We start from the raw sequence: 20,489 nt of genomic DNA, 5'->3' as shown, positions 1-20,489 counted from the left end.
ACAAGGAGGAAAAACAATGGCTGGAAGACAACCTGATGAGATGAAGGATTTAACGCTGCTCGGCAACCAGGGGACGAAATACGTGTTCAAATACGCGCCCGAGGTGCTTGAGAGCTTTGACAATAAACATGTATACCGCGATTATTTCGTGAAATTCAATTTTCCGGAATTTACGAGCCTGTGCCCCATTACGGGCCAGCCGGATTTCGCCACGCTGCATATCAGCTACATTCCGGACCAAAAGATGGTTGAGAGCAAGTCCCTGAAATTGTATCTTTTCAGCTTCCGCAACCACGGCGATTTCCACGAAGACTGCATGAACATTATCATGAACGATCTGATCAAGCTGATGGATCCCCGCTATATCGAGGTGTGGGGCAAATTTACGCCACGGGGCGGGATTTCCATCGATCCGTATTGCAATTACGGAAAACCCGGAACCAAATACGAAAAGATGGCGGAACACCGCCTAATGAACCATGATCTGTATCCCGAAAAAATCGATAATCGCTAATCGGGCGAACCATGCAAAAAAGCCGCAGCAATGCGGCTTTTTCATTTTAAATGCGGCTGCCTTCGTTTCTCGATCTAATAAAGAGGAATTTGACAGACGCATTTCTTGCATTCTTGCATTCTTGCTCAAGGCTGCTTATTCAACTTGATCCTTACGGTTTCGGGCCCGGTCTGCACAAGGCTTCCCCCTTTGGGCTCCAGGCTGATCACGATCCGGTCGGGATTCATGATGCCGTATCCGTAATAATACCCTTTTCCTTGCAGATTGCGGGTTAACATCATTCCGGCGCTGAACGATTGCTGTTCATGCTGAAGCCATACCTGGTAATCCTTTTCCTCGGACGGATTTAATCCGTCCATGACGATGAGCAGTTCGCCCGAGTCCGGATTGATCCAAAGCCCTCCGGAGCCGTGCAGCGGCGGAAGCGGCGCGATAGGGTATTTCTCGTAGTCCGCGGATTGCATGTAAGCGATTTTTGAGGTTACCTGCCGCTCGATGGACGCGTCGGAAGGGTTTGCTTGATGTTTCAAAGTGAACAGCCCGGCGAACAAGCATATCATCAGCGCCAGCCCGGCTGCGCCCGGAAGGATAAATCTGCGCTTTAGCTTCAGCCGAATGCGGAAAGAGCGCAGCAAGGCAAGCAAACGAAGCTTTCGGCCCAAACGCGCGGGAGGCCCGAAGTCGGGTTGGACGGTACGGGCGATCATTTTGTCGGATTTAACCATGCAGGCTTCATCTTCCGGCGCGTTTCCTTGCTCCCGCAAGCTTAAGGCTTGCATTTCCGGAACCGCCATTAAACTTTCCCACTCGTTTAGCCTTTCCGCGCAATGCGGACATTGCGCAGCATGGGCCGCAACCCGCAGCCGCTCGGCTTCCCCCAGACGATTCATGGCGTAATCGACCAGTTTTTCTTCGGGCAGGACAACACAATTGCGGCCCTCCTCTTTATTCCCAATTTCCGGTCTCCATGAATGCATGCGGCTCACCTCCGTTCGCTGCTTGTTTCGCCTGATTCTCCTGCAGCTGTCCCCGCAAATTGCGAATCCCGTATCGAATCAAAGATTTGACGGTACCCACGGGCTTTTGCATCTTGTCGGCAAGTTCGCGGTGCGAGAGCTGCATGATGTAGCTGCCGTACAGCGCCATCCGCTGCAAAGGCGGGATGCTGCCCAGCGCATGGCGGATCCGTTCCCGATCCAGATGCCGGAACGCTTCCAGTTCGGCGGATTCAAGCTGACCAGCCCAATGCGACTCGCTCAAATCCCCGCCTGTTTGTTCCATGGCGGCCACGCGCTGTTTTTTCCGGAGCCGGTCCATCGCCCTGCTCCGCACGCGGACGGCAAGCCATGCTTCCACGCTCCCCCGCTCCGGGTCGTATTGGCCCGCCTTTTGCATCACTTCGATGAAGACCTCCTGGCATACATCCTCCGCTTCGAGCGCATCCTTCAGCCAGTGCTCCGAAAGCCGGTAAACCATGGGCGCAAACGCATCATAGAAACGGTTAAAGGCTGCCGCCGAGCCTTCCGCGATTTCTTTGAGCCACTCGGCAGGATGTTCTTCCATCTTCGATGATCCCCCCTCAAGTGTCATTCACCCTTTTTCAAGTCCGGGCTGTCGTGATTATTCAGCAACATTTTAGCAGAAGCGGATGGGAACGGATTCACCTTCCTGCGAGTTTTATCTGATTTTCAGCAATTTTTTATCTTTTTTTAAGCTTCGGATAAATCCGATTCCGTTCCGGGCTACGTACTCCAAATGAAAAAAACAATTTCAATTAGGAGGGTTATGTTTCATGAGACGATTCCTTAGGAACATCAAACTGACGGGCCTTATTCTTGTTATTGCGCTCGGAATCGGGCCGCTTCTCGGCGGTGTATCCGCCCACGCAGCCGGCGGAGTGACTTTGTATACGTCGTATACATCCATCTCGGTCCCTCCCGGCGAATCGCTGAATTATAACGTCGAACTGAAAAACGATACCGGCAGCGTCGTCACGGCTCCACTCTCCATCCCCGACCTGCCTCAAAACTGGACCGCCAAAATGACCGGCGACGGCTGGGATTTGAACGAAATTTCGGTTCTGCCGAATTCGTCGCAAACGATCTCTCTTGCCGTTACGGTGCCGATGCAAATCGATAAAGGCACGTACCGCTTCACGCTGAAAGCCGGAAGTTTGGCTTCCTTGCCGCTGACGGTGCAAATTACGGAAAAAGGCACCTACCAAACGGAGCTGACCACCGATCAGGCCAATTTGGAAGGCCATTCGGACGCGACGTTTACGTATTCGGTCAATCTGCAGAACCGGACGGCCGAAAAGCAAACCTATGCGCTGACCTCCCAAGCGGAACCCGGCTGGGACGTCACGTTCAGCGCAGACAGCAAGCAGGTGTCTTCCGTCGAAGTGGATCCCGGCGGCAGCAAAGCGATTACGGTCAACGTCAAACCGGCGGAAAACGTCACGAAAGGAACGTTTAAAATCCCGATTCGCGCCTATAACCAATCAACGGACGCCCAGCTTGTCCTTGAAGCGGCCATTTCCGGAAAATACAGCATGGAACTGACGACGCCCAGCGGATTGCTCAGCACCGACGTCAAAGCCGGCGGCAGCAAAACGGTCGAACTCGTGGTCAAAAACACCGGCACGGCCGATCTGACCGACATCAATTTGACGTCTTCCGCGCCAAGCAATTGGGAGGTTACGTTTAATCCGAAAACGATCGATAAGCTGGCGGCCGGCAAGTCAACCACCGTCGAAGCCAAGCTGACGTCCAGCGATAAAGCCATTGCGGGCGATTACGTCACGGACATGACGGCGCAAGCTTCGGAAGCTTCCTCGACGGCGACCTTCCGGGTAGCGGTCAAAGGCTCCGTTCTATGGGGTTGGATCGGCGTGTTGATCATTCTCGTCATCCTCGGCGGAATCTATGTGCTTATTCGTAAATACGGGAGGAGATAATGGTGGCGGAAACAGTCATCGACATCGAGCAATTGTCCAAAAGCTATGGTACCCATCGGGCCGTTGACAGCTTGTCCCTGCAAATCCGCCGCGGTGAAATCTTCGGTCTGCTCGGCCCGAACGGCGCCGGGAAATCCACGACGATTCTGATGCTGCTCGGGCTCAGCGAGCCTGATGGCGGAACAATTAACGTGCTCGGCATGAATCCGACCCGGCAGCCGATCGAAGTCAAACGCCGCGTCGGGTATTTGCCCGACGACGTCGGCTTTTACGAGGATTGGACCGGCCTTGAGAACCTCAAGCTGACCGCAAGGCTGAACGGAATCGGCGAAAAGGAAGCCCATGAACGCGCGATAAGGCTGCTGGACCAGGTGGGCCTAAAAGAAGCCGCCCACAAAAAGGCAGGCGCCTATTCGCGCGGGATGCGGCAGCGCCTCGGACTCGCGGACGTGCTGATCAAGCGGCCGGAAATCATCATCCTCGACGAACCGACGCTCGGAATCGACCCGAAAGGGATCGACGAGCTGCTGGGTCTGATTTACGGACTAAGCCGGGAACAAGGGTTAACCGTCTTGTTATCCTCCCACCAGCTGCATCAGGTCCAGCAAATTTGCGACCGGGTCGGATTGTTCGTCAAGGGCAAACTGCTCGCGGAAGGCAATCTCGATACACTGACGCGCCAACTGCTGACGGATACGCCGATCCTGATCACCGCCGAAGTGGATCGTGCCGACCGGCAGCTTTTGGACGGATTAAACGATTTGGAAGGAGTGCACGGTGCGGAACTAGCAGATCAGGATGCGTTTCTTGCGCCAAGCAGCCGCAGCCTGATCCAGATCGGGTGCAGCGAGGATTGCAGCGATGCGATTGCCCGGTTCATCGTCTCGTCGGGCGTATCCTTATTCAGTCTGCAGCGGAAGCAATACGGGCTGGACGAAATCTATCGGCGTTATTTTGCGGGAGGTGAGGAACGTGGAAGCAAGCGTACTAAAAAAACGGCTAAATAAATGGGTACATGAGGTATCCGAGAGGCTTCCCGACGGCTTCCGGAAATTTGCGGGCTCCTTGTCGGACCGCGACCGGTTTGACAAGTCCAATGCCAATCCGGCAGCATTTCGGGTGCTTGTCCGCAAGGAAATCGCCGACCATGTCCGGAGCTGGCGCTTTATTCTGCTTCTGGCCATCATTTTTTTGACTTGCGTAGCCTCTCTTTATACGGCCTTGCACAGCCTGCAGGATGCCATCAAATCGGAAGACGGCTACAGCGATTTCGTCATCTTGAAGCTATTCACCATCTCGGACGGCACCTTGCCTTCCTTTATCGGGTTCATCGGGTTTCTCGGGCCGCTGCTTGGGATCGGCCTCGGTTTTGACGCCGTCAACAGCGAACGCAACAAGGGGACGCTCAGCCGGATCATGGCGCAGCCTATCCACCGCGACGATCTGCTCAACGCCAAATTCACCGCCGCCCTGTTTATCATCGGGTTCATGTTTTTGGCGCTCGGCCTGCTGGTTTTATCGCTTGGTTTGCTTATCGTGGGGCTTCCCCCGTCCTTCGAGGAATTGCTGCGGATTATCGCGTTTTTGGTCGTGACCGTATTTTATATCGGATTTTGGCTTAACCTGTCCATCCTGTTTTCGGTCCGTTTCCGTCAGCCGGCAACGTCGGCGATGGCCGGGATCGCGGTTTGGCTGTTCTTCAGCTTCTTTTACGACATGATCCTGAATCTGGTGTCCTCCGTGCTGCTGCGCAACGGCCAAAACGCATCCGTCGACGACATGCTGCATCATGTCAGCCTGATGATGGGGCTCAGCCGGATTTCGCCATACACGCTTTTTAATGAAGCGACATCGACTCTGCTGATGCCTACCGTGCGCAATTTGGGACCACTGACGACCGAGCAGGCATACGGGGCCATCAACAGCCCGCTTCCGTTCGGGCAAAGCCTGTTGCTCGTGTGGCCGCAGGTCACCGGACTTGTTGCGCTGACGCTGGTCTGCTTCGCCATTTCTTATGTGATGTTTCTTCGTCAGGAAATCCGCGGCCGCTCATAAGCCGATAACTTCGGCACATCCACGGAAAGCAGCTCTCCCTGAAAACCGATCCGGGGAGGCTGCTTTTCGTTTGCGCTCGCGACCTTTTCGTTTCCTTAGGAAGGGCGCTGCGTGGACCGGAATGGAAATGGCCGTTCAAGCCAAGCCCCTTGGCCAAGGCAGGCCAAAACGCTCTGAACAGGAAATCCGGCACCTATTTTTAATGAACCTTATAATGCAGCATGGCAATATCCCCGAGTCGTTTGATATCGTGCAATTCGAACGTTGCGGGCACGGTTCCTTCCGGAAACAATGGGATGCCGCGGCCAAGCACCTTCGGAACGACGGCAATCATGGCTTCGTCCATCAGCCCTTCTTCCATGAAGGCTTGGACCAGCTTGCCGCCGCCTGCGAGCCAGATCGCTCCTTCGGTTTGTTTTTTGAGCCGCGGGACCAGTTCCGTCAGCGCCTCGTTCGTAAACGTGACATGAGCGTTTTCTTTTTGCCCGGACGGATTGCGGGTCACGACGTAACAAGTTTTGCCGAAATAAGGAAATTCATCAGTCAACTTGAGCATCTCGTCGTAAGTCTGCCTGCCCATGATGATCGTGCCTACCGTGCCGTAAAATTCGGCGTATCCGTTGTCGCCGCCGTCTCCTTTGACGTCCATCAGCCAATCCACAGAACCGTCCGGCAGGGCAATATACCCGTCCAGACTGATCGCAAGATACAACACCGCTTTTTTGGCATTCGATTGGTTCATTGGTTTATCGCTCCCTTCTGATTCTATGCTACAATACATTTATGACATTAGTTGTCGTATATATAGGGATTGATGTTCGGAAGGAGCGGACCAAGGATGAATGAACGAAGAGTTGCTATAATGAGAATGCTCGATTCGCGAAAAAAGTACACCGCCCGCGAGCTTGCAGAGCGGTTTAACGTCTCGGTGCGGACGATCCAACGGGATCTCGATTATTTGCAGCAGATCGGGCTTCCTCTCTACACCGAAACCGGGCCGCACGGCGGATACCGGGCGCTGCCGAATCGGCTTCTCCCCCCGCTTCACCTGTCCCGCGACGAAGCAATCGGACTGTTTTTGATGCTGAAGCTGTTGGAGGACCTTCCGGATATCCCGTTCGGGGAGGTGCGCGCCCACTTGTCCGAACACTATTATGCCGAGCTTCCCGAAGACGTGCAGGATCGGGTCGATCATTTGAAGGAATACGTCGCCTTTCGCATGACGCCTACCACGGCCGCATCGCCTTTTACTTCGCTTATTTTGGAAGCCGCCATGGACAAACGGCGCGTACGCATGACATATGCCTCCGCATCCGGAAGGAAAAACCTTGAGGTACATCCCGTCGGATTGTATTTTGAAAACGGATATTGGTATATGCCGGCATTAGGCAGAGATCGGATCTTGTTGTACCGGGCGGATCGGATTGTCGACATGACGATGCTGGATGGCACCGAATCCGGGCTGCCAACCCTCAAACAATGGCTGCATGCTACCGGCCCGCATGAAGGAATACCGGCCAAAATCCGGTTTAGTCCTTTTGGCGTGCGGCTGGCCGAATCCGATCCGCTGTTTCAAAACATTTCCGGGCAGGAGTGGGCCGGGAGCATCCCCCGCGAGGAATTCCCTTTCATGTCCCGCCTTTTGCTCAAGTACGGACCGGAAGCCGAAGTCCTTCATCCGGAAGAGCTTAGAAGTATGGTCAAAACCCTTCTTCAGGATAGCTTAAAACCGTATTTGACATGAAGCTGCGAAAAGCGGCGGAAACCCGAAACGGGAAAAAGGCCTGACCGATTGCGATCAAGCCTTCTTTTTTATTTTATGTCATTAATTATTATCGACATTAATCAATGAAGTTCGACAGATTTTCCAGCTGCTTTGCCCCTTGTGTTTCGAGCTTTTTTGCTTTTTCCAGCAAAGCGACCGCCTGCGGCGCTACCTTCGGGTCATTCGGATTGCCGCCTTCGGGATACGGGAACAAGGTATGTAGTTCCGCGAAAGCTTGCGCGACTTGACGATAAGTTTCCGCCGCTTCGCTCAATAGCCCTTTGACCTTTTCATCGTCTTGCCCGAATGCTTCCGAGCTGCGGGCAGCCTCCTCCAAAAACCATGACGCATATTTTCGGCTGCTTCCCACAACCGCAGCGTTATAAGCGTTGCCGTTTGCTTCCACGCCTTTGCCGCGGAATGCCTCGATCCAAACGTCGTACGCTTCCAAGCCATTGACGGCTTCGGCAGGCACGTTCGGTTCTTTGCCGGAATAATGCTCCGTGATCATTTGCAGCGCCCCGCGCAGTCCATCCTTAAGCGAGGCAGGATTCGCGGCGTCGACGGCCAGCACGAAGATTTCTTCCATCACGCCCCGTCCCAAGCCCTCATAGCCGATAGTATCTTTGCGCCCGCATTCCTCCATATAAAGGAGTTTTTGCTCATCGTCGTATCCGTAGAGCATGCCGAATTCCGGAATGCACAGATCCCACGCAAGCACCGGATATCCCCGGTCCAACGACTGATGTATCAGTTCGAGCGCCTCGGGAAGCGCCTGATGGATATCCCTTTTTTTCATCGCTTTCGGGCCTTTCTCCGTTTCGTCAAGCAGATTGAAGTTTTCGCCGATCCCCGGCTTCATCCCGTTGACGATCTTGACGCTCAGCCCCAAGTTTTGAAGCCCTTTACGGAACACCTCCGCAAAATCGAAAGCCGTCGGTCCGGCAATATGAACGTCCGGCAGCACCTGAATCCGGAATGCCAATCCGGTAAGTCCCATGACCATCGCCAATGAGTCGTCTCTCCCGGCCGCTTTGGCCAGCGCATGCAGCACGTTGCCCGCCGTTGCCCAAGAATGGGCGTTCTCCTGCCATTTTCCCGTCTCCAACATCGTTTTACCCATCGTACCCCAATCCTTTCTCGTTTGAATATAAGAGTCAACGATAATCCGGATTCGTTCCTGAATCACTTTTTTACGGGTGCGGGAAATCACTTGATAGACATTGGCGGATGACAGGCTGAACTCCCGGGCGATTTCCTGAGGGGATAGCTGGCGGAAAAAATGCGACTCGAAAATTTGCCTCTCCCTCGGTTTCAGGCAGGAGACGATCTCCATAAGCACCCGCTGAGTTTCCAGCCGCATCAGCCGTTCCTCCGGCAGGCCATCCTGAAGCATTTCCTTTTCCATCCCGCGGGCGACGCGGTTCAGCACATAGTCCAGTCGTCCCCACATTTCGATTTCTTCCTCGCCTCCGGCCATCGCCGCCTCAAGCCCGGTAAAGGTCGTTTCCCGCTGCCGGCCGTCCTGTTTCAAACGGGTCATCGCCTGATTGCGTACAATCCGGTGAACCCATGGCAAAAAACGCTCGACATCAACCAGCTTGCCCAGATGGAGAAATGCGCGGATCAGCGCATCCTGAACGATATCCTCCGCCGCGTGGGCTTCCTGAACCATGCTTCGCGCATATCCGTACACCTTGGAACGGTGCCTGCGGACCAACTCGCCGAAAGCCTCCCGGTTCCCTTCCTTGGCTTCCGCGACTAGCGTCGTATCGTCCAATGATTCCCAGTCTTCGATCATTTCCCGCACATGACTCAAGTAAAGTTCCCCTCTCTTACGTTGACTTGCAGTATAGACTTCGAAAGGCAGCGATTTCTGACAAAAAGGAGCGGCTTTTTGTAAAATTTTTTTTCCGACGATTAAGGTTAACCCCATTATCCGTTATTTCAAGGTGCTAGCCAATCCCAATGACGGGGGTTTGCCTGGCGAATGCAAAAAAGGCTTCGGATCTAAAGTCCGAGCCTTTTTTTCTAAAAAGCGTTATTCCGAGATGCGTTCCAGCATTTTGGCCGCCGTTTCCTCCCCGTTCGCGATGCAGTCCGGAATCCCTACCCCGTAATAGGAGCATCCGGCCAACAAGACGTTCGGAAACACCTTCTCCATTTTCGCTTCGAGCGATTGGACGATTTGATGGTGCTTGATATGATAGTTCGGCATCACTTCATGCCACTTCGTTACGTTATATGTCAGCGGTTTGCTTGCGATTCCCAAGCTGGTTTTAATATCTTCCATGCCGATTTGCAGCAGCTCGTCTTCGGTCATGTTCACCAGGGATTCGTAATGCGGATTGACGCTCTTGTAAAAAAGTCTTACCAAAAGTCGGCCCTCCGCCGACGTATGCTCCCATTTCCGGCTTGTCCATGTGCATGCGTTGCATTTCACATCGTCGCTATCCGCCGTTATAAAGCCGGTGCCGTCTGCCGGCAGTTCCTCGTCAGGCACGTCGAACGCCATGTACACGCTGATCAGCGAGCTGTGCCGGAATTGATTAAACTCCTCATCCAGCCGTTCGTTCTTCAGAAGTTTTTGGGCCGCAGCGGATAAGGTGCCGATCGCTACAACGTCGGCTTCAAGCGCGCGTCCGTCCATCAGCGTAATCTCGTAGCCGCCGCCCGGCGAGGGCTTCAAAGCTTCGGCAGCGACGCCCTTGAGGATTTCGGCTTGATCCAGCTTCTGCTCCAATCCGTCGATCAGTTGGGAAACGCCTTGGCGAAACGACAGGAACTTCTTACCGCCCCCGCTTTGGAATTTTGCCTTATGTTCGGACAATCCCCGAATGATGCTTCCGTATTCGTTTTTATAATCGATGAGATACGGCAGCGTCGAGGCGATGGTCAGTTCGCTCAGCTTTCCCGAATATACGCCGGACAGGACGGGAGCGATCTGCTTTTGAACCAATTCCTTGCCGAGAAATGCTTCAAGGAACTCGCCTACCGAGTCGTCTTTGGTAAAAGTCTGGTTGGGGGTATAAAAGTCTTTAAGCGCTTCGACCTTCCCTTCGGCCGACACCAATTCCGTCGTCGCCAGCGACTCGATGCTTGTCGGAATGCCGAAAACGGCCTCTTTCGGAATTTGGTTCAGCTTCCCGTCGGCATAAATATACGAGATGCCCGTTGCGTTGTACACGACTTCATCTTTTAAACCCAACTCCTCAATAAGATCGGCCGCGTTCGTTTTGCGCGTTACAATGGAATCGGCGCCCGTTTCCATCGTGAAATCTCCGTCATGGACGGTTCTGATTTTGCCGCCTAACCGCTCTTCGGCTTCCACAATCGTAATATGAATGGTTTGTCCGCTTTCGCGGGCTTTTTTCTGCAAAAAATAAGCGGCAGACAATCCGGTGACGCCGCCGCCGATAATCACTGCTTTTTTCAAAATCGGGACACCTGCTTCCGTCAATAATCGATGCCTCTATTATATCACAGCCTATTCGATCGATTCCCGCGTCTATTTGTGACGTTCCTACGACAATACGATAAGTATGTATAACCATTAAGTTTACATAATATAGTTTACGTATATCTAAATTAATGTGCATGGGCATTCGGATACTGGAAAATACTACAGAAACGAAAAACGCAAACCAAAAAAGAGGGATGATCATGGAACAACGCTTTGCAAAAGAATCGAAATGCTTTAAGATCGCGCGCGTCTTTCCTACGGACGTCAACAACCACGAAACGCTGTTTGGCGGCAAATTGATGGCTTACATCGATGACATCGCTTCCATTTCCGCATCGAAGCACAGCCGGAAAATGGTCGTGACGGCGTCAACCGACTCCGTCGATTTTTTGCTGCCGATCCGGATGACCGATTCGGTTTGTTTGGAGTCGTACGTCACCTGGACGGGAAGAAGTTCGATGGAAGTGTTCGTAAAGGTCATTACCGAAGATCTGAGAACCGGTGAGCGCCATATCGCCGCAACTTCGTTTTTGACGTTCGTAGCGATCGGTGAGGATAAAAAACCGGCTCCGGTGCCGAAGGTCATACCCGAGACGGAAGAGGAAATCCGGCTTCACGAGACGGCGCCCCGCCGGGCGGACATGCGCAAGCATCGCAGGGAAGAAAGCAAAAAATTCGCAAATTACTTAACCATCGATTTTCCTTGGGAATAAGCTCTTCGCCTCAGCCACATGGCGTCCGTTCGTATCTGAGCATCTTGCCCCATCATTTTTTGAATGGTTAGAACAAAGACGGGCGCCCTTCATATCCAATTCATGCTTGATCCGGCTCCTTAACGCTCTCTTCCGATCGTCCGTTCCTCCCGCCGTTATGTTGTTTCTTTTGATCCTTCTCCTTATCGTCTTCCCGTTGGCTGCTTTTGATGACACCGTATGCGATGTAACTCAACAGCGCCATGAACAGCCCCGTGCCGACGACGATATACAGCATCGTAAAAATTTTGCCGAATGTGGTGTGAGGAACGAAACTCGGATGGCCCGACGTGCTAAGGGTGGCAATACAAAAATACAGGGCGTCCAACACAGGCAGTCCTTCCTCGCGCGAATAAAAAATCGTCCCTGACAACAGCATGAACACGATCACCACGAACAAAACCCTGAACCTTTTATGATGAAAAACATGAAACAGGCCGCTTAACAGCCGTTTTAACGTCAGGACAAACGAAATCATGGTTGTGCATTCACATTCTTTCGATGCAGGTTCATTTGGCACCCTTCCCAAAATTCTTTACCGGAACGACAGCTTTTCTTTAAATAAGGATTTTCCGCTCTCCTTGTCTGTCATTTCGAGCCAGCCTTCGCGGGTTTCCCCGAGAAAACGGATCGGCAACTGTGTCCAGAGGACCAGCTTATGGTTTACCGGCACAAAAGTCGTCTCATCATCAACATGCCCAACTTTTACGCTGCTAATCATGTCCCCGAACATTACGCCTTTATCGTCCGCGCCAAGGAATGTAATCCCTACTTGGTCGTATTGTAACCGGTCTAAATCCAAAACGAGGTTGATCGCGCGATCATCGGCGCCGTAGATGATGGAGCCGAAATCGGTTTTAAGGGTGTCGGCTGCGGCCGTTTGAATCGTGCCGCCCTCTTGTTCGCGGACCGGCTCGCCGCCGGAAGACGGCGCTTCCGCTTGTTTCTGCGGCGGAGCGGCCAAGCTGTAAACGATCAGCGCCAGCGCAACGGCGGATACGCTCCATAACAAGGATTTGGATTTTTGAGTATGAGTAGCCAAAAAGCCCACCTCCGGACTAGATAAAATCATGAAAACATGAACGGTCATTGCCCTTTCCAGCTCTCCGCCATCATCTCGCGCCACACGAAAATCGAACATTTGAAAAAGAATCCGGCTGCCGTATGCCGCAGTCGGATTCGATGGGTTTAGTAGCCAACGATTGGGGAATCCACCTTGCCTTGCATGTGAGCCAACAACACGAGCACTTGAGCGGCATCGGCTTTGGTCACCGTTTTACCCGGCTCGAACTTGCCGTCTTTGGCGGACATCAGCCCGAGTTGAATGACCTGCTTCACCACCCCTTTATTTTGGATGGATCCGGCATCGGACAGAGCGAGGACTTGAGGATCCGCGTCATAAAACTTGGCCAATTTATCGTAATTCAGCAGGTTCACGATCGTCTCGGCCAGCTTCTCCCGCGTCAATTTCTGTTCAGGGCGAAGCTCTCCAGACGTATCCGGAAGCCAGCCCCGGTCCGCGAAAAACTGGGCCGCTTCGGCATAAGGGCTATCGGCCGGCACATCCTTGAATTGTTTTCCGAGACGGCCCGGATCGTAATAGTTGGATCCCGGATTTACCCCTTTTGCGATCATCACCAGCAAATCGCCGTAAGTCAGCTCCGCATCCGGATGCAGCAGCCCGTCATTTCCCGGCGCGATCACGCCGTATTCCAGCAGTGTCGCAAGATCCTTGCTTGCAGCATGCGAAGCGGCGTCCGAAGGAAGAACGGCCGCGGCTTCGCCGTTTTGGGAGGACGGGTAAGCATAGATTTCGCTTTTTCCGGTAACGGCGTTAATGAACGGCAATCTCCGTTCGCCTTGAAAGGTTGGCATATAAGCCAGCAGGACTTTGGGCTCCACGAATTTGCTTTCCGTGTAAAAACCGCCGGTCGAAGCGTAAATAAGCTGCGCTCCCAAAGCATCCCGATACGTTTGGGCCGCTTCTTCCGGCTTCACTTTCGCAGCCAATGCATCAAGCTCCTTTAGGTTTTGGGAGGAAAGCGGCAGGTTTGCGTTATAGGAAATCATTTTACCGCTGCCGTCGAGCACAAGGTTTGCTTGATAGTTGTACAATGGCAAATCCTTGTAAAATTGCTGAAACACGAATCTGTACTTCGGTTTGCCGTCTGTCCGATCCACGGAAGACTCGTTCGACAGTTTTAATGTCCGGGCAGCATCCGGGTAGAAGCGTCCGACAAGCCCGAACGCTTTTTCTCGCGCCTCCGATTCGGAAATGGCCGGAGCCTTGTTGTTTGCGCCCGCTTTCGAATTTGCCGGGGCTTTTTCGTCCACATTCAGATAGATCGGAAATTCGTTAATATTGTAATTGAGCAGTTGTCCCGTTTCCGCGTCTACCGTCATATACACGCTATCGCCGGGCATTCCCGCCCCGGTTTTTTTATACCAGTTCAAATTCCAAACCTGCTTCCCTGTCCCGCTCCAATAACTGCTGAGCGAGGAGGAAAGCGAGTATTCGTTTCCTGAAGGAGCGATATCGCCATACAGCTGAAGTACTTCTTTGGAGGACAGCGTCCCGCCTTGGCGGGCTTTAAAGGAATCCTTGCCGGCAGGCAGCGCCGTATACTCAAGGGTTTGAGGAATAGGCGTATCCGAATTCAGGAGCGGATTGATTCTTTTCCCGGTTCCCGCGTCCATGGACGTCAACGAAGGAGCGGGTATGTATTCCAATCGCCAATCCTTTTTGATATTAGCTTGATTAAACACATCGTTAAAAGGCACGTAGGCGAGCGTAAGAGACAGATCCTTTTTAAACGACTCCACCGCTTCCGATGAAGAGATCTTGGGCTTGGCGGACGGATACGATTTGACGGTGGACATCCGGTTGTAGCTGAAGATTCGCCCTCTTCCGTCGACGCCGACATTGAAATTTTCGGCATCGGACGGGATGCCGTTCACTTTGGCGGTATAGCTGAAATTGTAGGTGACCGGTCCGAACAACGTTTTGCTGCCATAGTAGGCTCCATCCTGGGGAACGAGGTCATCGACTTTAACCGAACTGGCGGCTTGCGCGATAAAATCCTTGGCTGCTTTTTCGGCCTGGGCTTTACTGATTTCAGGAGGATAATAGGCTTTGTTATCGGGGGACAAATACTCCGGTTGATAGAAACTAAGCACATCGCCCGTAACGGCATCCACACCGGTTGTAAAAGAATAGGTGCTGTTTCCTTTCGTCACCGTCCATGTCAGCATCCATACCGATTCGGTGCCGGGATTGTTCATCCCCTCCGAATATTCGGTATCCTGCAGCTTCGCTTCCTGCAAAACCGGAAACAAGGCGATCATTTTTTTCGCGGCTTCCTCTTTGGTGATTTTTGCTTTTTCCCCTGTAGCTGCGCCGGCGGGCGCAGCCGGACTCTCCTTTGCCGTCGCCGTTCCGGTTCCGGATATGGATTCCGGCGATGCTCCCGCCCAGACAGGGATTTGAAGCAGGCTTAGCCCGATCGTTCCGGCAATGACGGTTTTGGCTACTTTGTTGGCGGAAACAACCGTACGGGCTTGTCTCTTGGACTTGTGGCGCTTCATCCTTTCAACCTCCCATGATTTCCATATAAAACCAAAATAATTATAGCATACCATTTCATTTTACGCAGTTTGCTTGAGTTCATGTTTAAAATGTTTTATGCTGGAAACGTAACATGTATAACAAGGAGCGATGTTAGGATGAAGAAACGGAATAAGATGTCCGCGAGATCCGCACGGACTGGAGAAGCAGGGCCGGTGCTTGGAGGACGAATCACTTGGAACCGGAAGCCGATGACGCAAGTCGTCATGAACAAAAAAGCGGAGCAGCGCCGAACGTGGTGCCGTAAAGGCACGGACGACGGCGCTTTTTTTATTGCTTCCTGACCAGTTGCCTACCCCGACGTTTGAACCCCGCCTTCATTCTATTTTTGATGATTCACGGATAACCCGAAGCAATGATAATTAGTATGCGGTCCAGCCTGCGTCGGCGGTGATCACCGTGCCGTTCACGAAACTGGAATCGTCGGAAGCCAAGAAAAGCGCGACTTTGGCGATTTCCTCCGGTTTGCCGTTTCGAGGGTTGAATCCGGCGCCGGACATGGCTTTTCTCAATCCGCGCGATTCGGGGTTCATGTCACCCGCATCCGCCATAATATTCGTCTCTACGCCTCCCGGAGCAATCGCGTTGCAGCGGATGCCTGCATCGGCGTATTGGAAGCCCACGTTTTTGGTCAAGCCGATGACCGCATGCTTGGACGCGGTGTAAGCCGCCCCGGCGCGTGAACCGTACAATCCGCCAACCGAAGCCGTGTTGATGATAACCCCTTTGCCTTGCTTGATCATGATCGGGAGGGCTTTGCGAATCGCGCGCATCGGTCCCGTCGCATTCACCGCAATGACGCGTTCCCACAGCTCATCCGTCAATTCCGTAACCGGTGTCATTTTGTCCATAATTCCTGCATTGTTCACCAGTATATCCAGCGAACCATACGTATTGACAGCGGTTTCAATCATGTTCTGAACGTCTTCTTCCTTAGCGACGTTGGCGGCGACGCCGACCGCATGTCCCCCGTATTGCTTCACTTCCGCAACGACTTGATCAAGCGAAGCCTGACTGATATCCGCAAGGACCAGCTTGGCGCCTTCACGCCCGAACAACAGCGCCATTTCTTTTCCCATGCCCGAACCGGCACCCGTAATTACCGCAACTTTGTCTTGGAGCTTCATCGCAATTCCTCCTATGGGATATATAATTAGACATCATGTCTATAATATATTGTAATACTTGTCCCCGAAGGCTTCAAATCGTTTATACGCGAAAGTATGGCTATTTTCCAAATTTCCGCAAATGATTTGATTGTATTTTTACATGCTGTAAATACGACGCATACGATAGGCCTGTAAACTCAAATCGGGCAGTGCCTTGTTTCCCGCAGATTTTGCCGTATTCGCCTAAGGCTTATATTCAAGGGGACCAGCAATATCCGGCAGACTAACGATGTTAACTTTCCTTGTGCTGCCGTCCCGCTTTTCATATTTTGCATCATTTGCCCTCTTGATCAGACATAAATTCCCTAATAATCTATTATTAGTAGAATAACAACCGATTTTCATGCCCGCTGCTTTCTTTTCGAAAAAATTTCAATAACCTTGCATGGTTATCTTTTTGCGCATCGTCTAACTACATAGAACAACCCGAACAGGCAGTGTTCCCCCGACCTTGGTCCAGCATGAAACCAGTCCGCGGTCCGTTTTGGACCCGTATCGATTCGTCATACACTTAAATTAATCAAATATTGCGACCAAGCATAGGGCTGAACGCCGCATGCATTCACAGGGTTACTTAACGTTAGAACATAAGCTGCCTTTTTACGAATGGCATCCAATATATAAGATCGAAGGTGATCATATGCGCAAGAAAAGAGTACTGATTTTATCCGAAGGTTTCGGCAGCGGGCATACCCAGGCCGGATACGCGTTAGCCGCAGGCATGAAAAAAATGAACCCCAACATTCAAGCCAAGGTGATTGAACTGGGTTCGTTTTTGAACCCTACCGTCGCTCCCTGGATCATTTCCGCATATCGTCTGACCATTCATACCAATCCAGGTCTTGTCGGTTTACTCTACCGCAAGCAGCACGATAAACCGCTGAGCAAACTGACCACCATGGCGCTGCACCGGATATTTTATCATCACACCGCAGAGGTCATCGAGCATTTGCGTCCGGACCTGATCGTGAGCACGCACCCGATTCCGACCAACATCATTTCCAGACTTAAGGCTGCCGGATTGAATGTTCCGTTGTATACCGTCATTACGGACTACGACGCGCACGCTTCATGGATCAACAAGGAAGTCGACCGCTTTCTCGTCTCCACCGACACCGTCCGCCAGCTTCTTCTAGACCGCGGGGTATATCCGGAAAACGTCAAAGTGACCGGCATACCGGTCCATCCGGACTTTTGGTCCTCCGAAGACAAAACCTGCGTCCGGAACGCGCTGAACATCAAAAACATGCCGACCGTCCTGGTGATGGGAGGCGGATGGGGACTCGTGTCAAACCATCGTCTCGTTCAGCAGCTCGTTCGTTGGAAAGACCAGGTCCAGCTCGTATTCTGCTGCGGCAGCAACCAGAAGCTGCTGGATAAATTGAAAAACGACCCGAGATTCGCGCATGAAAACATTGTGCTCCTGGGCCATACCCGCGAGATCAGCAAATGGATGGACGCCTCCGATCTTTTGATCACCAAACCGGGGGGAATGACCTGCACCGAGGCGCTGGCCAAAGGTCTGCCGATGCTGTTCTGCGAGTCGCTGCCCGGTCAGGAAGAAATGAACCGCGAATATTTCGTCAAACGCGGATACGGGGAAGCACTGCAGAACGAAAACGTTCTGGAAGAGTGGCTGCGCAAGCTGGCGCATGGCGAACAGCTCCGCTTGGAACAAGGCTCCCAGCCTTCCCGCTTCGACTCCCCCGCCAAGGATAGTTACAGCCCGAGCCGATGCGCGACTGAGGTGGCCAAAACGCTGGAATACCCTCAGCAGCGCGAGGGCATGATCAACGTGCATGGCATTCCGGTCGGAATTTGATCCGCTGCAAAATATAACTATAAACAAAGAGAGCCCGCCGGCTCTCTTTTTCGGTATATAAACGATATTCAGCCAAATTATGCGCCCGGCTGAACCTTTCGCTCCGTCGACTCCGATTTCGACAATTCCCGCAGGCGCTCTTCGATAAGCATCACGGCCTCATCAATCGTTTCGAAGGAAATCGGCTTTAATTTTTCGAATTCTTCCCCGTAGGAAGACGCCGTATGGGCATATCTCGGATCATAATAATACGAAAGCAGCAACTCCACCGCGCGCGCGTAATCGCCGGACAGCAGGCAACTTTCGATTTCCTGGGCGATCGGCGTATGGATGCGCGATTTGATTTGCTTAAATGCATTGAGGCTTTGTTCCGCATGATCCGCCGGCCGGTAATCTTGAATAATGTTCCTTACCCGCAAATCCGTCGGCGCCTGCAGCAGGATGTGGGTGCCCTTTTCCTTCTTTTCGATCAGGAACTCCGGCAAAACCACTTTGCCTATGCGCTTGCTTTCCGCCTCGATCAAAATGTACGGCTCATGGTTGTAACGCAGAAGCTCTTCCAGCAACAGCGCGTCGAACGTTTTCTGATTATGGCTTTTCAGCCCGATCTCGCCGAAGATCGATCCCCTGTGGCCCGCCAGTCCTTCCAGGTCGATAACCGGATATCCTTTGTCTTTCAAGGCTCTTAAAATTTCCGTCTTGCCGGTGCCGGTATAACCGTGAAGCACGTAAACCTCCGGTGAAAATTCGAGGCTCCCCAGCGTTTCGACCACCCAGCGGCGATAAGCGCGGTAGCCTCCGTCCAAACGGTATACATGGATCCCCATCAAGGAGAGCACGGTAGCCGTTGTCCGGCTGCGCATGCCGCCGCGCCAGCAAAAGACGGCCTTGTTGCCCTGAATTTCCGCAAACTCTTTGACGAACGCGGGCAGCTTGGCGGACATGATCTCGAGGCCGCGCTCCTTGGCGGTTTGTACGCTGACCTGCTTGTACAACGTCCCGATTTCGGCCCGTTCTTCATCGGTAAAAAAAGGAATGTTGATGCTTCCCGGAATGGTCGATTCCGCGAACTCGGAAGGAGAACGCACATCGATAACCGTCATTTCTTTTTTGCTGCGAAGTTCATTCAGTTTTTCTATCGAAATGTCCTGGAACATAGAAATCTCCTTATTCGATCACGATTTGTCCGCTGCCGCTTGCCGTAACCTCGCCGATGATGTTGGCCTCGACGCCCGCTTTGACGAGCTCTGCATGGAGTTTCTCCGCTTCGTCCGCGCCCACGGAAATAAGCAGCCCCCCGGAAGTCACGGCATCGCACAGAATCCAGCGGTCGATTTGATCCATCGTTTCCGGAAAACGAACGCTGTCCTTCACATGCTCGTAGTTGTTTTTGGAACCACCCGGGACCTGTCCCTCTTCCGCCAGTTCGCGCACTCTAGGAAGCACGGGAACGTCATCCTTGCGGATCCGGATTTCTACGCCGCTTCCTTTCGCCATTTCGAGCGAGTGGCCCATCAGGCCGAAGCCCGTCACGTCCGTGCAAGCATGAACGTCGTAACCTTCCATCACTTCGGCTGCCGTTTTGTTTAAGGTCGACATTACCTGAGTTACACGGGCAATTTCTTCGGCCGTTAGGCGGTCCTTTTTGATGGAGGTGGTCATGATGCCGACACCGATCGGTTTCGTCAGGATCAGCTTGTCCCCTACCTTCGCCCCGGCGTTGCTGCGTACTTTATCAGGATGGACCAGTCCGGTTACCGCTAAACCGAATTTTGGCTCTTTGTCGTCGATGGAATGGCCGCCTACAAGCGTTGCTCCCGCTTCTTTCACTTTATCCCCCGCTCCCCGCAAAATCTCGGAAAGGATCCGTTTATCCAGCGTGGAAATCGGGAATGCGACAATATTTAATACCGTTAAAGGTTTTGCCCCCATGGCGTAAATGTCGCTGATGGCGTTTGCCGCGGCGATTTGCCCGAAGGAATAGGGATCGTCCACGATCGGCGTGAAAAAGTCGAGGGTTTGCACGAGCGCCAATTCGTCATTCAGCTTGTATACGCCGGCGTCGTCGCTGGTGTCCAGGCCGACGAGCAAGTTCGGGTTCGGCTCCGCGGGAGGCAGGTTCCGAAGCACCTGGCTTAGGTCGGCCGGGCCGATCTTGCAGCCGCAGCCCCCTTTGCTCGAAAGAGAAGTCAATTTAATGTTCATATCGGAATTCATTCGTTTGCACGACCTTTCATCTCACATAATGTATCGGAATCCATTTTTTCATTTCCGTTCCGGATTGGACAATGTCCCCTATAAATCGTACACATCCCTCGGAAAAAAGGCAAATGAAAAGAACAGGACTCCGGCGTGCATCACGCATGCC

The 20,489-nt window shown here is 52.7% G+C and carries 19 protein-coding genes and 1 pseudogene; 9 read left to right on the top strand and 11 right to left on the bottom strand.

What is annotated here, in order from left to right; all coding sequences use genetic code 11:
* Positions 1–16: 16 nt before the first annotated feature.
* Positions 17–514: a preQ(1) synthase gene (gene queF, locus RJP21_RS17160; RefSeq protein ID WP_310860358.1), complete on the top strand. Its 498-nt coding sequence runs from the start codon at positions 17–19 to the stop codon at positions 512–514.
* Positions 515–639: 125 nt separating this feature from the next.
* Here queF and RJP21_RS17155 read toward each other — a convergent pair whose 3' ends face one another.
* Both RJP21_RS17155 and RJP21_RS17150 read right to left on the bottom strand, forming a co-directional pair.
* The gene (locus RJP21_RS17155; RefSeq protein ID WP_310860357.1) at positions 640–1,491 is read right to left on the bottom strand and encodes an anti-sigma factor domain-containing protein; all 852 of its coding nucleotides are present in this window, start codon (positions 1,489–1,491) and stop codon (positions 640–642) included.
* Positions 1,460–2,077, bottom strand: a complete 618-nt coding sequence (locus RJP21_RS17150; RefSeq protein ID WP_310860356.1) for an RNA polymerase sigma factor — start codon at positions 2,075–2,077, stop codon at positions 1,460–1,462. Before RJP21_RS17150 ends, RJP21_RS17155 begins: the two co-directional genes overlap by 32 nt.
* 229 nt (positions 2,078–2,306) lie before the next feature.
* Between RJP21_RS17150 and RJP21_RS17145 the strand changes: the two genes are divergently transcribed.
* The 4 genes and pseudogenes from RJP21_RS17145 to RJP21_RS17135 all read left to right on the top strand — a co-directional run bounded on the left by RJP21_RS17145 (position 2,307) and on the right by RJP21_RS17135 (position 5,525).
* On the top strand, positions 2,307–3,470 hold the full coding sequence (locus RJP21_RS17145) for a COG1470 family protein (RefSeq protein WP_310860355.1): 1,164 nt from the start codon (positions 2,307–2,309) through the stop codon (positions 3,468–3,470).
* A 59-nt stretch (positions 3,471–3,529) separates the two neighbouring features.
* A pseudogene (locus tag RJP21_RS31465) lies at positions 3,530–3,904 on the top strand (ABC transporter ATP-binding protein); the annotation flags it as partial.
* A complete protein-coding gene (locus RJP21_RS31460) occupies positions 3,893–4,477 on the top strand; it encodes an ATP-binding cassette domain-containing protein (protein ID WP_483874794.1) in 585 nt (194 codons plus the stop codon). The pseudogene RJP21_RS31465 and the gene RJP21_RS31460, both read left to right, overlap by 12 nt.
* A complete protein-coding gene (locus RJP21_RS17135; RefSeq protein WP_397386233.1) occupies positions 4,443–5,525 on the top strand; it encodes an ABC transporter permease in 1,083 nt (360 codons plus the stop codon). Before RJP21_RS31460 ends, RJP21_RS17135 begins: the two co-directional genes overlap by 35 nt.
* Before the next feature lie 199 nt (positions 5,526–5,724).
* Here RJP21_RS17135 and RJP21_RS17130 read toward each other — a convergent pair whose 3' ends face one another.
* Positions 5,725–6,267 (bottom strand): dihydrofolate reductase family protein, encoded by a 543-nt coding sequence (locus RJP21_RS17130; protein WP_310860353.1) that lies wholly within the window; start codon positions 6,265–6,267, stop codon positions 5,725–5,727.
* 96 nt (positions 6,268–6,363) lie between these two features.
* On the opposite strand from RJP21_RS17130, the gene RJP21_RS17125 reads away from it, so the two are divergent.
* On the top strand, positions 6,364–7,269 hold the full coding sequence (locus tag RJP21_RS17125; RefSeq protein WP_310860352.1) for a helix-turn-helix transcriptional regulator: 906 nt from the start codon (positions 6,364–6,366) through the stop codon (positions 7,267–7,269).
* A gap of 97 nt (positions 7,270–7,366) precedes the next feature.
* On the opposite strand, the gene RJP21_RS17120 is transcribed toward RJP21_RS17125, so the two are convergent.
* Both RJP21_RS17120 and hemG read right to left on the bottom strand, forming a co-directional pair.
* On the bottom strand, positions 7,367–9,100 hold the full coding sequence (locus tag RJP21_RS17120) for an RNA polymerase sigma factor (RefSeq protein WP_310860608.1): 1,734 nt from the start codon (positions 9,098–9,100) through the stop codon (positions 7,367–7,369).
* Between the two features lie 231 nt (positions 9,101–9,331).
* The gene (gene hemG / locus RJP21_RS17115; RefSeq protein WP_310860351.1) at positions 9,332–10,726 is read right to left on the bottom strand and encodes a protoporphyrinogen oxidase; all 1,395 of its coding nucleotides are present in this window, start codon (positions 10,724–10,726) and stop codon (positions 9,332–9,334) included.
* Between the two features lie 227 nt (positions 10,727–10,953).
* Here hemG and RJP21_RS17110 point away from each other — a divergent pair, with 227 nt between their 5' ends.
* On the top strand, positions 10,954–11,466 hold the full coding sequence (locus RJP21_RS17110) for an acyl-CoA thioesterase (protein ID WP_310860350.1): 513 nt from the start codon (positions 10,954–10,956) through the stop codon (positions 11,464–11,466).
* A 100-nt stretch (positions 11,467–11,566) separates the two neighbouring features.
* Here RJP21_RS17110 and RJP21_RS17105 read toward each other — a convergent pair whose 3' ends face one another.
* From RJP21_RS17105 to RJP21_RS17095, 3 genes are all read right to left on the bottom strand, one after another.
* A complete protein-coding gene (locus tag RJP21_RS17105) occupies positions 11,567–11,983 on the bottom strand; it encodes a potassium channel family protein (protein ID WP_310860349.1) in 417 nt (138 codons plus the stop codon).
* Between the two features lie 57 nt (positions 11,984–12,040).
* A complete protein-coding gene (locus RJP21_RS17100; RefSeq protein ID WP_310860348.1) occupies positions 12,041–12,547 on the bottom strand; it encodes a hypothetical protein in 507 nt (168 codons plus the stop codon).
* Between the two features lie 146 nt (positions 12,548–12,693).
* Positions 12,694–15,090, bottom strand: coding sequence for a YcdB/YcdC domain-containing protein (locus tag RJP21_RS17095; RefSeq protein ID WP_310860347.1), 2,397 nt, complete (start codon positions 15,088–15,090; stop codon positions 12,694–12,696).
* 138 nt (positions 15,091–15,228) lie between these two features.
* Between RJP21_RS17095 and RJP21_RS17090 the strand changes: the two genes are divergently transcribed.
* Entirely contained in the window at positions 15,229–15,414 is a 186-nt protein-coding gene (locus RJP21_RS17090; protein WP_160042019.1) for a hypothetical protein, read from the top strand.
* 78 nt (positions 15,415–15,492) lie between these two features.
* On the opposite strand, the gene RJP21_RS17085 is transcribed toward RJP21_RS17090, so the two are convergent.
* The gene (locus tag RJP21_RS17085) at positions 15,493–16,257 is read right to left on the bottom strand and encodes an SDR family oxidoreductase (RefSeq protein WP_310860346.1); all 765 of its coding nucleotides are present in this window, start codon (positions 16,255–16,257) and stop codon (positions 15,493–15,495) included.
* Between the two features lie 682 nt (positions 16,258–16,939).
* Between RJP21_RS17085 and RJP21_RS17080 the strand changes: the two genes are divergently transcribed.
* On the top strand, positions 16,940–18,121 hold the full coding sequence (locus RJP21_RS17080) for an MGDG synthase family glycosyltransferase (protein ID WP_310860345.1): 1,182 nt from the start codon (positions 16,940–16,942) through the stop codon (positions 18,119–18,121).
* A gap of 77 nt (positions 18,122–18,198) precedes the next feature.
* Here RJP21_RS17080 and mnmH read toward each other — a convergent pair whose 3' ends face one another.
* Both mnmH and selD read right to left on the bottom strand, forming a co-directional pair.
* Positions 18,199–19,278, bottom strand: a complete 1,080-nt coding sequence (mnmH, locus tag RJP21_RS17075) for a tRNA 2-selenouridine(34) synthase MnmH (RefSeq protein WP_310860344.1) — start codon at positions 19,276–19,278, stop codon at positions 18,199–18,201.
* Between the two features lie 10 nt (positions 19,279–19,288).
* Entirely contained in the window at positions 19,289–20,338 is a 1,050-nt protein-coding gene (gene selD, locus RJP21_RS17070; RefSeq protein ID WP_160042025.1) for a selenide, water dikinase SelD, read from the bottom strand.
* Positions 20,339–20,489 lie beyond the last annotated feature (151 nt).

The sequence above is a fragment of the Paenibacillus sp. VCA1 genome (assembly GCF_031583795.1).
In the GTDB taxonomy this organism is placed as follows: Bacteria; Bacillota; Bacilli; order Paenibacillales; family Paenibacillaceae; genus Paenibacillus_AQ; species Paenibacillus_AQ albilobatus.
This window is presented reverse-complemented; position numbering and strand designations above follow the sequence as displayed.

What these genes read in the sequence shown, in the direction of transcription:
- RJP21_RS17110 (WP_310860350.1), top strand. Translation starts at nt 10,954, where the DNA reads ATGGAACAACGCTTTGCAAAAGAATCGAAATGCTTTAAGATCGCGCGC.
- mnmH (WP_310860344.1), bottom strand. Translation starts at nt 19,278, where the DNA reads ATGTTCCAGGACATTTCGATAGAAAAACTGAATGAACTTCGCAGCAAA.
- selD (WP_160042025.1), bottom strand. Translation starts at nt 20,338, where the DNA reads ATGAATTCCGATATGAACATTAAATTGACTTCTCTTTCGAGCAAAGGG.
- RJP21_RS17125 (WP_310860352.1), top strand. Translation starts at nt 6,364, where the DNA reads ATGAATGAACGAAGAGTTGCTATAATGAGAATGCTCGATTCGCGAAAA.
- RJP21_RS17150 (WP_310860356.1), bottom strand. Translation starts at nt 2,077, where the DNA reads ATGGAAGAACATCCTGCCGAGTGGCTCAAAGAAATCGCGGAAGGCTCG.
- RJP21_RS17080 (WP_310860345.1), top strand. Translation starts at nt 16,940, where the DNA reads ATGCGCAAGAAAAGAGTACTGATTTTATCCGAAGGTTTCGGCAGCGGG.
- RJP21_RS17130 (WP_310860353.1), bottom strand. Translation starts at nt 6,267, where the DNA reads ATGAACCAATCGAATGCCAAAAAAGCGGTGTTGTATCTTGCGATCAGT.
- RJP21_RS17145 (WP_310860355.1), top strand. Translation starts at nt 2,307, where the DNA reads ATGAGACGATTCCTTAGGAACATCAAACTGACGGGCCTTATTCTTGTT.
- RJP21_RS17155 (WP_310860357.1), bottom strand. Translation starts at nt 1,491, where the DNA reads ATGCATTCATGGAGACCGGAAATTGGGAATAAAGAGGAGGGCCGCAAT.
- RJP21_RS17105 (WP_310860349.1), bottom strand. Translation starts at nt 11,983, where the DNA reads ATGATTTCGTTTGTCCTGACGTTAAAACGGCTGTTAAGCGGCCTGTTT.
- RJP21_RS17085 (WP_310860346.1), bottom strand. Translation starts at nt 16,257, where the DNA reads ATGAAGCTCCAAGACAAAGTTGCGGTAATTACGGGTGCCGGTTCGGGC.
- RJP21_RS17095 (WP_310860347.1), bottom strand. Translation starts at nt 15,090, where the DNA reads ATGAAGCGCCACAAGTCCAAGAGACAAGCCCGTACGGTTGTTTCCGCC.
- RJP21_RS31460 (WP_483874794.1), top strand. Translation starts at nt 3,893, where the DNA reads ATGCGGCAGCGCCTCGGACTCGCGGACGTGCTGATCAAGCGGCCGGAA.
- queF (WP_310860358.1), top strand. Translation starts at nt 17, where the DNA reads ATGGCTGGAAGACAACCTGATGAGATGAAGGATTTAACGCTGCTCGGC.
- RJP21_RS17090 (WP_160042019.1), top strand. Translation starts at nt 15,229, where the DNA reads ATGAAGAAACGGAATAAGATGTCCGCGAGATCCGCACGGACTGGAGAA.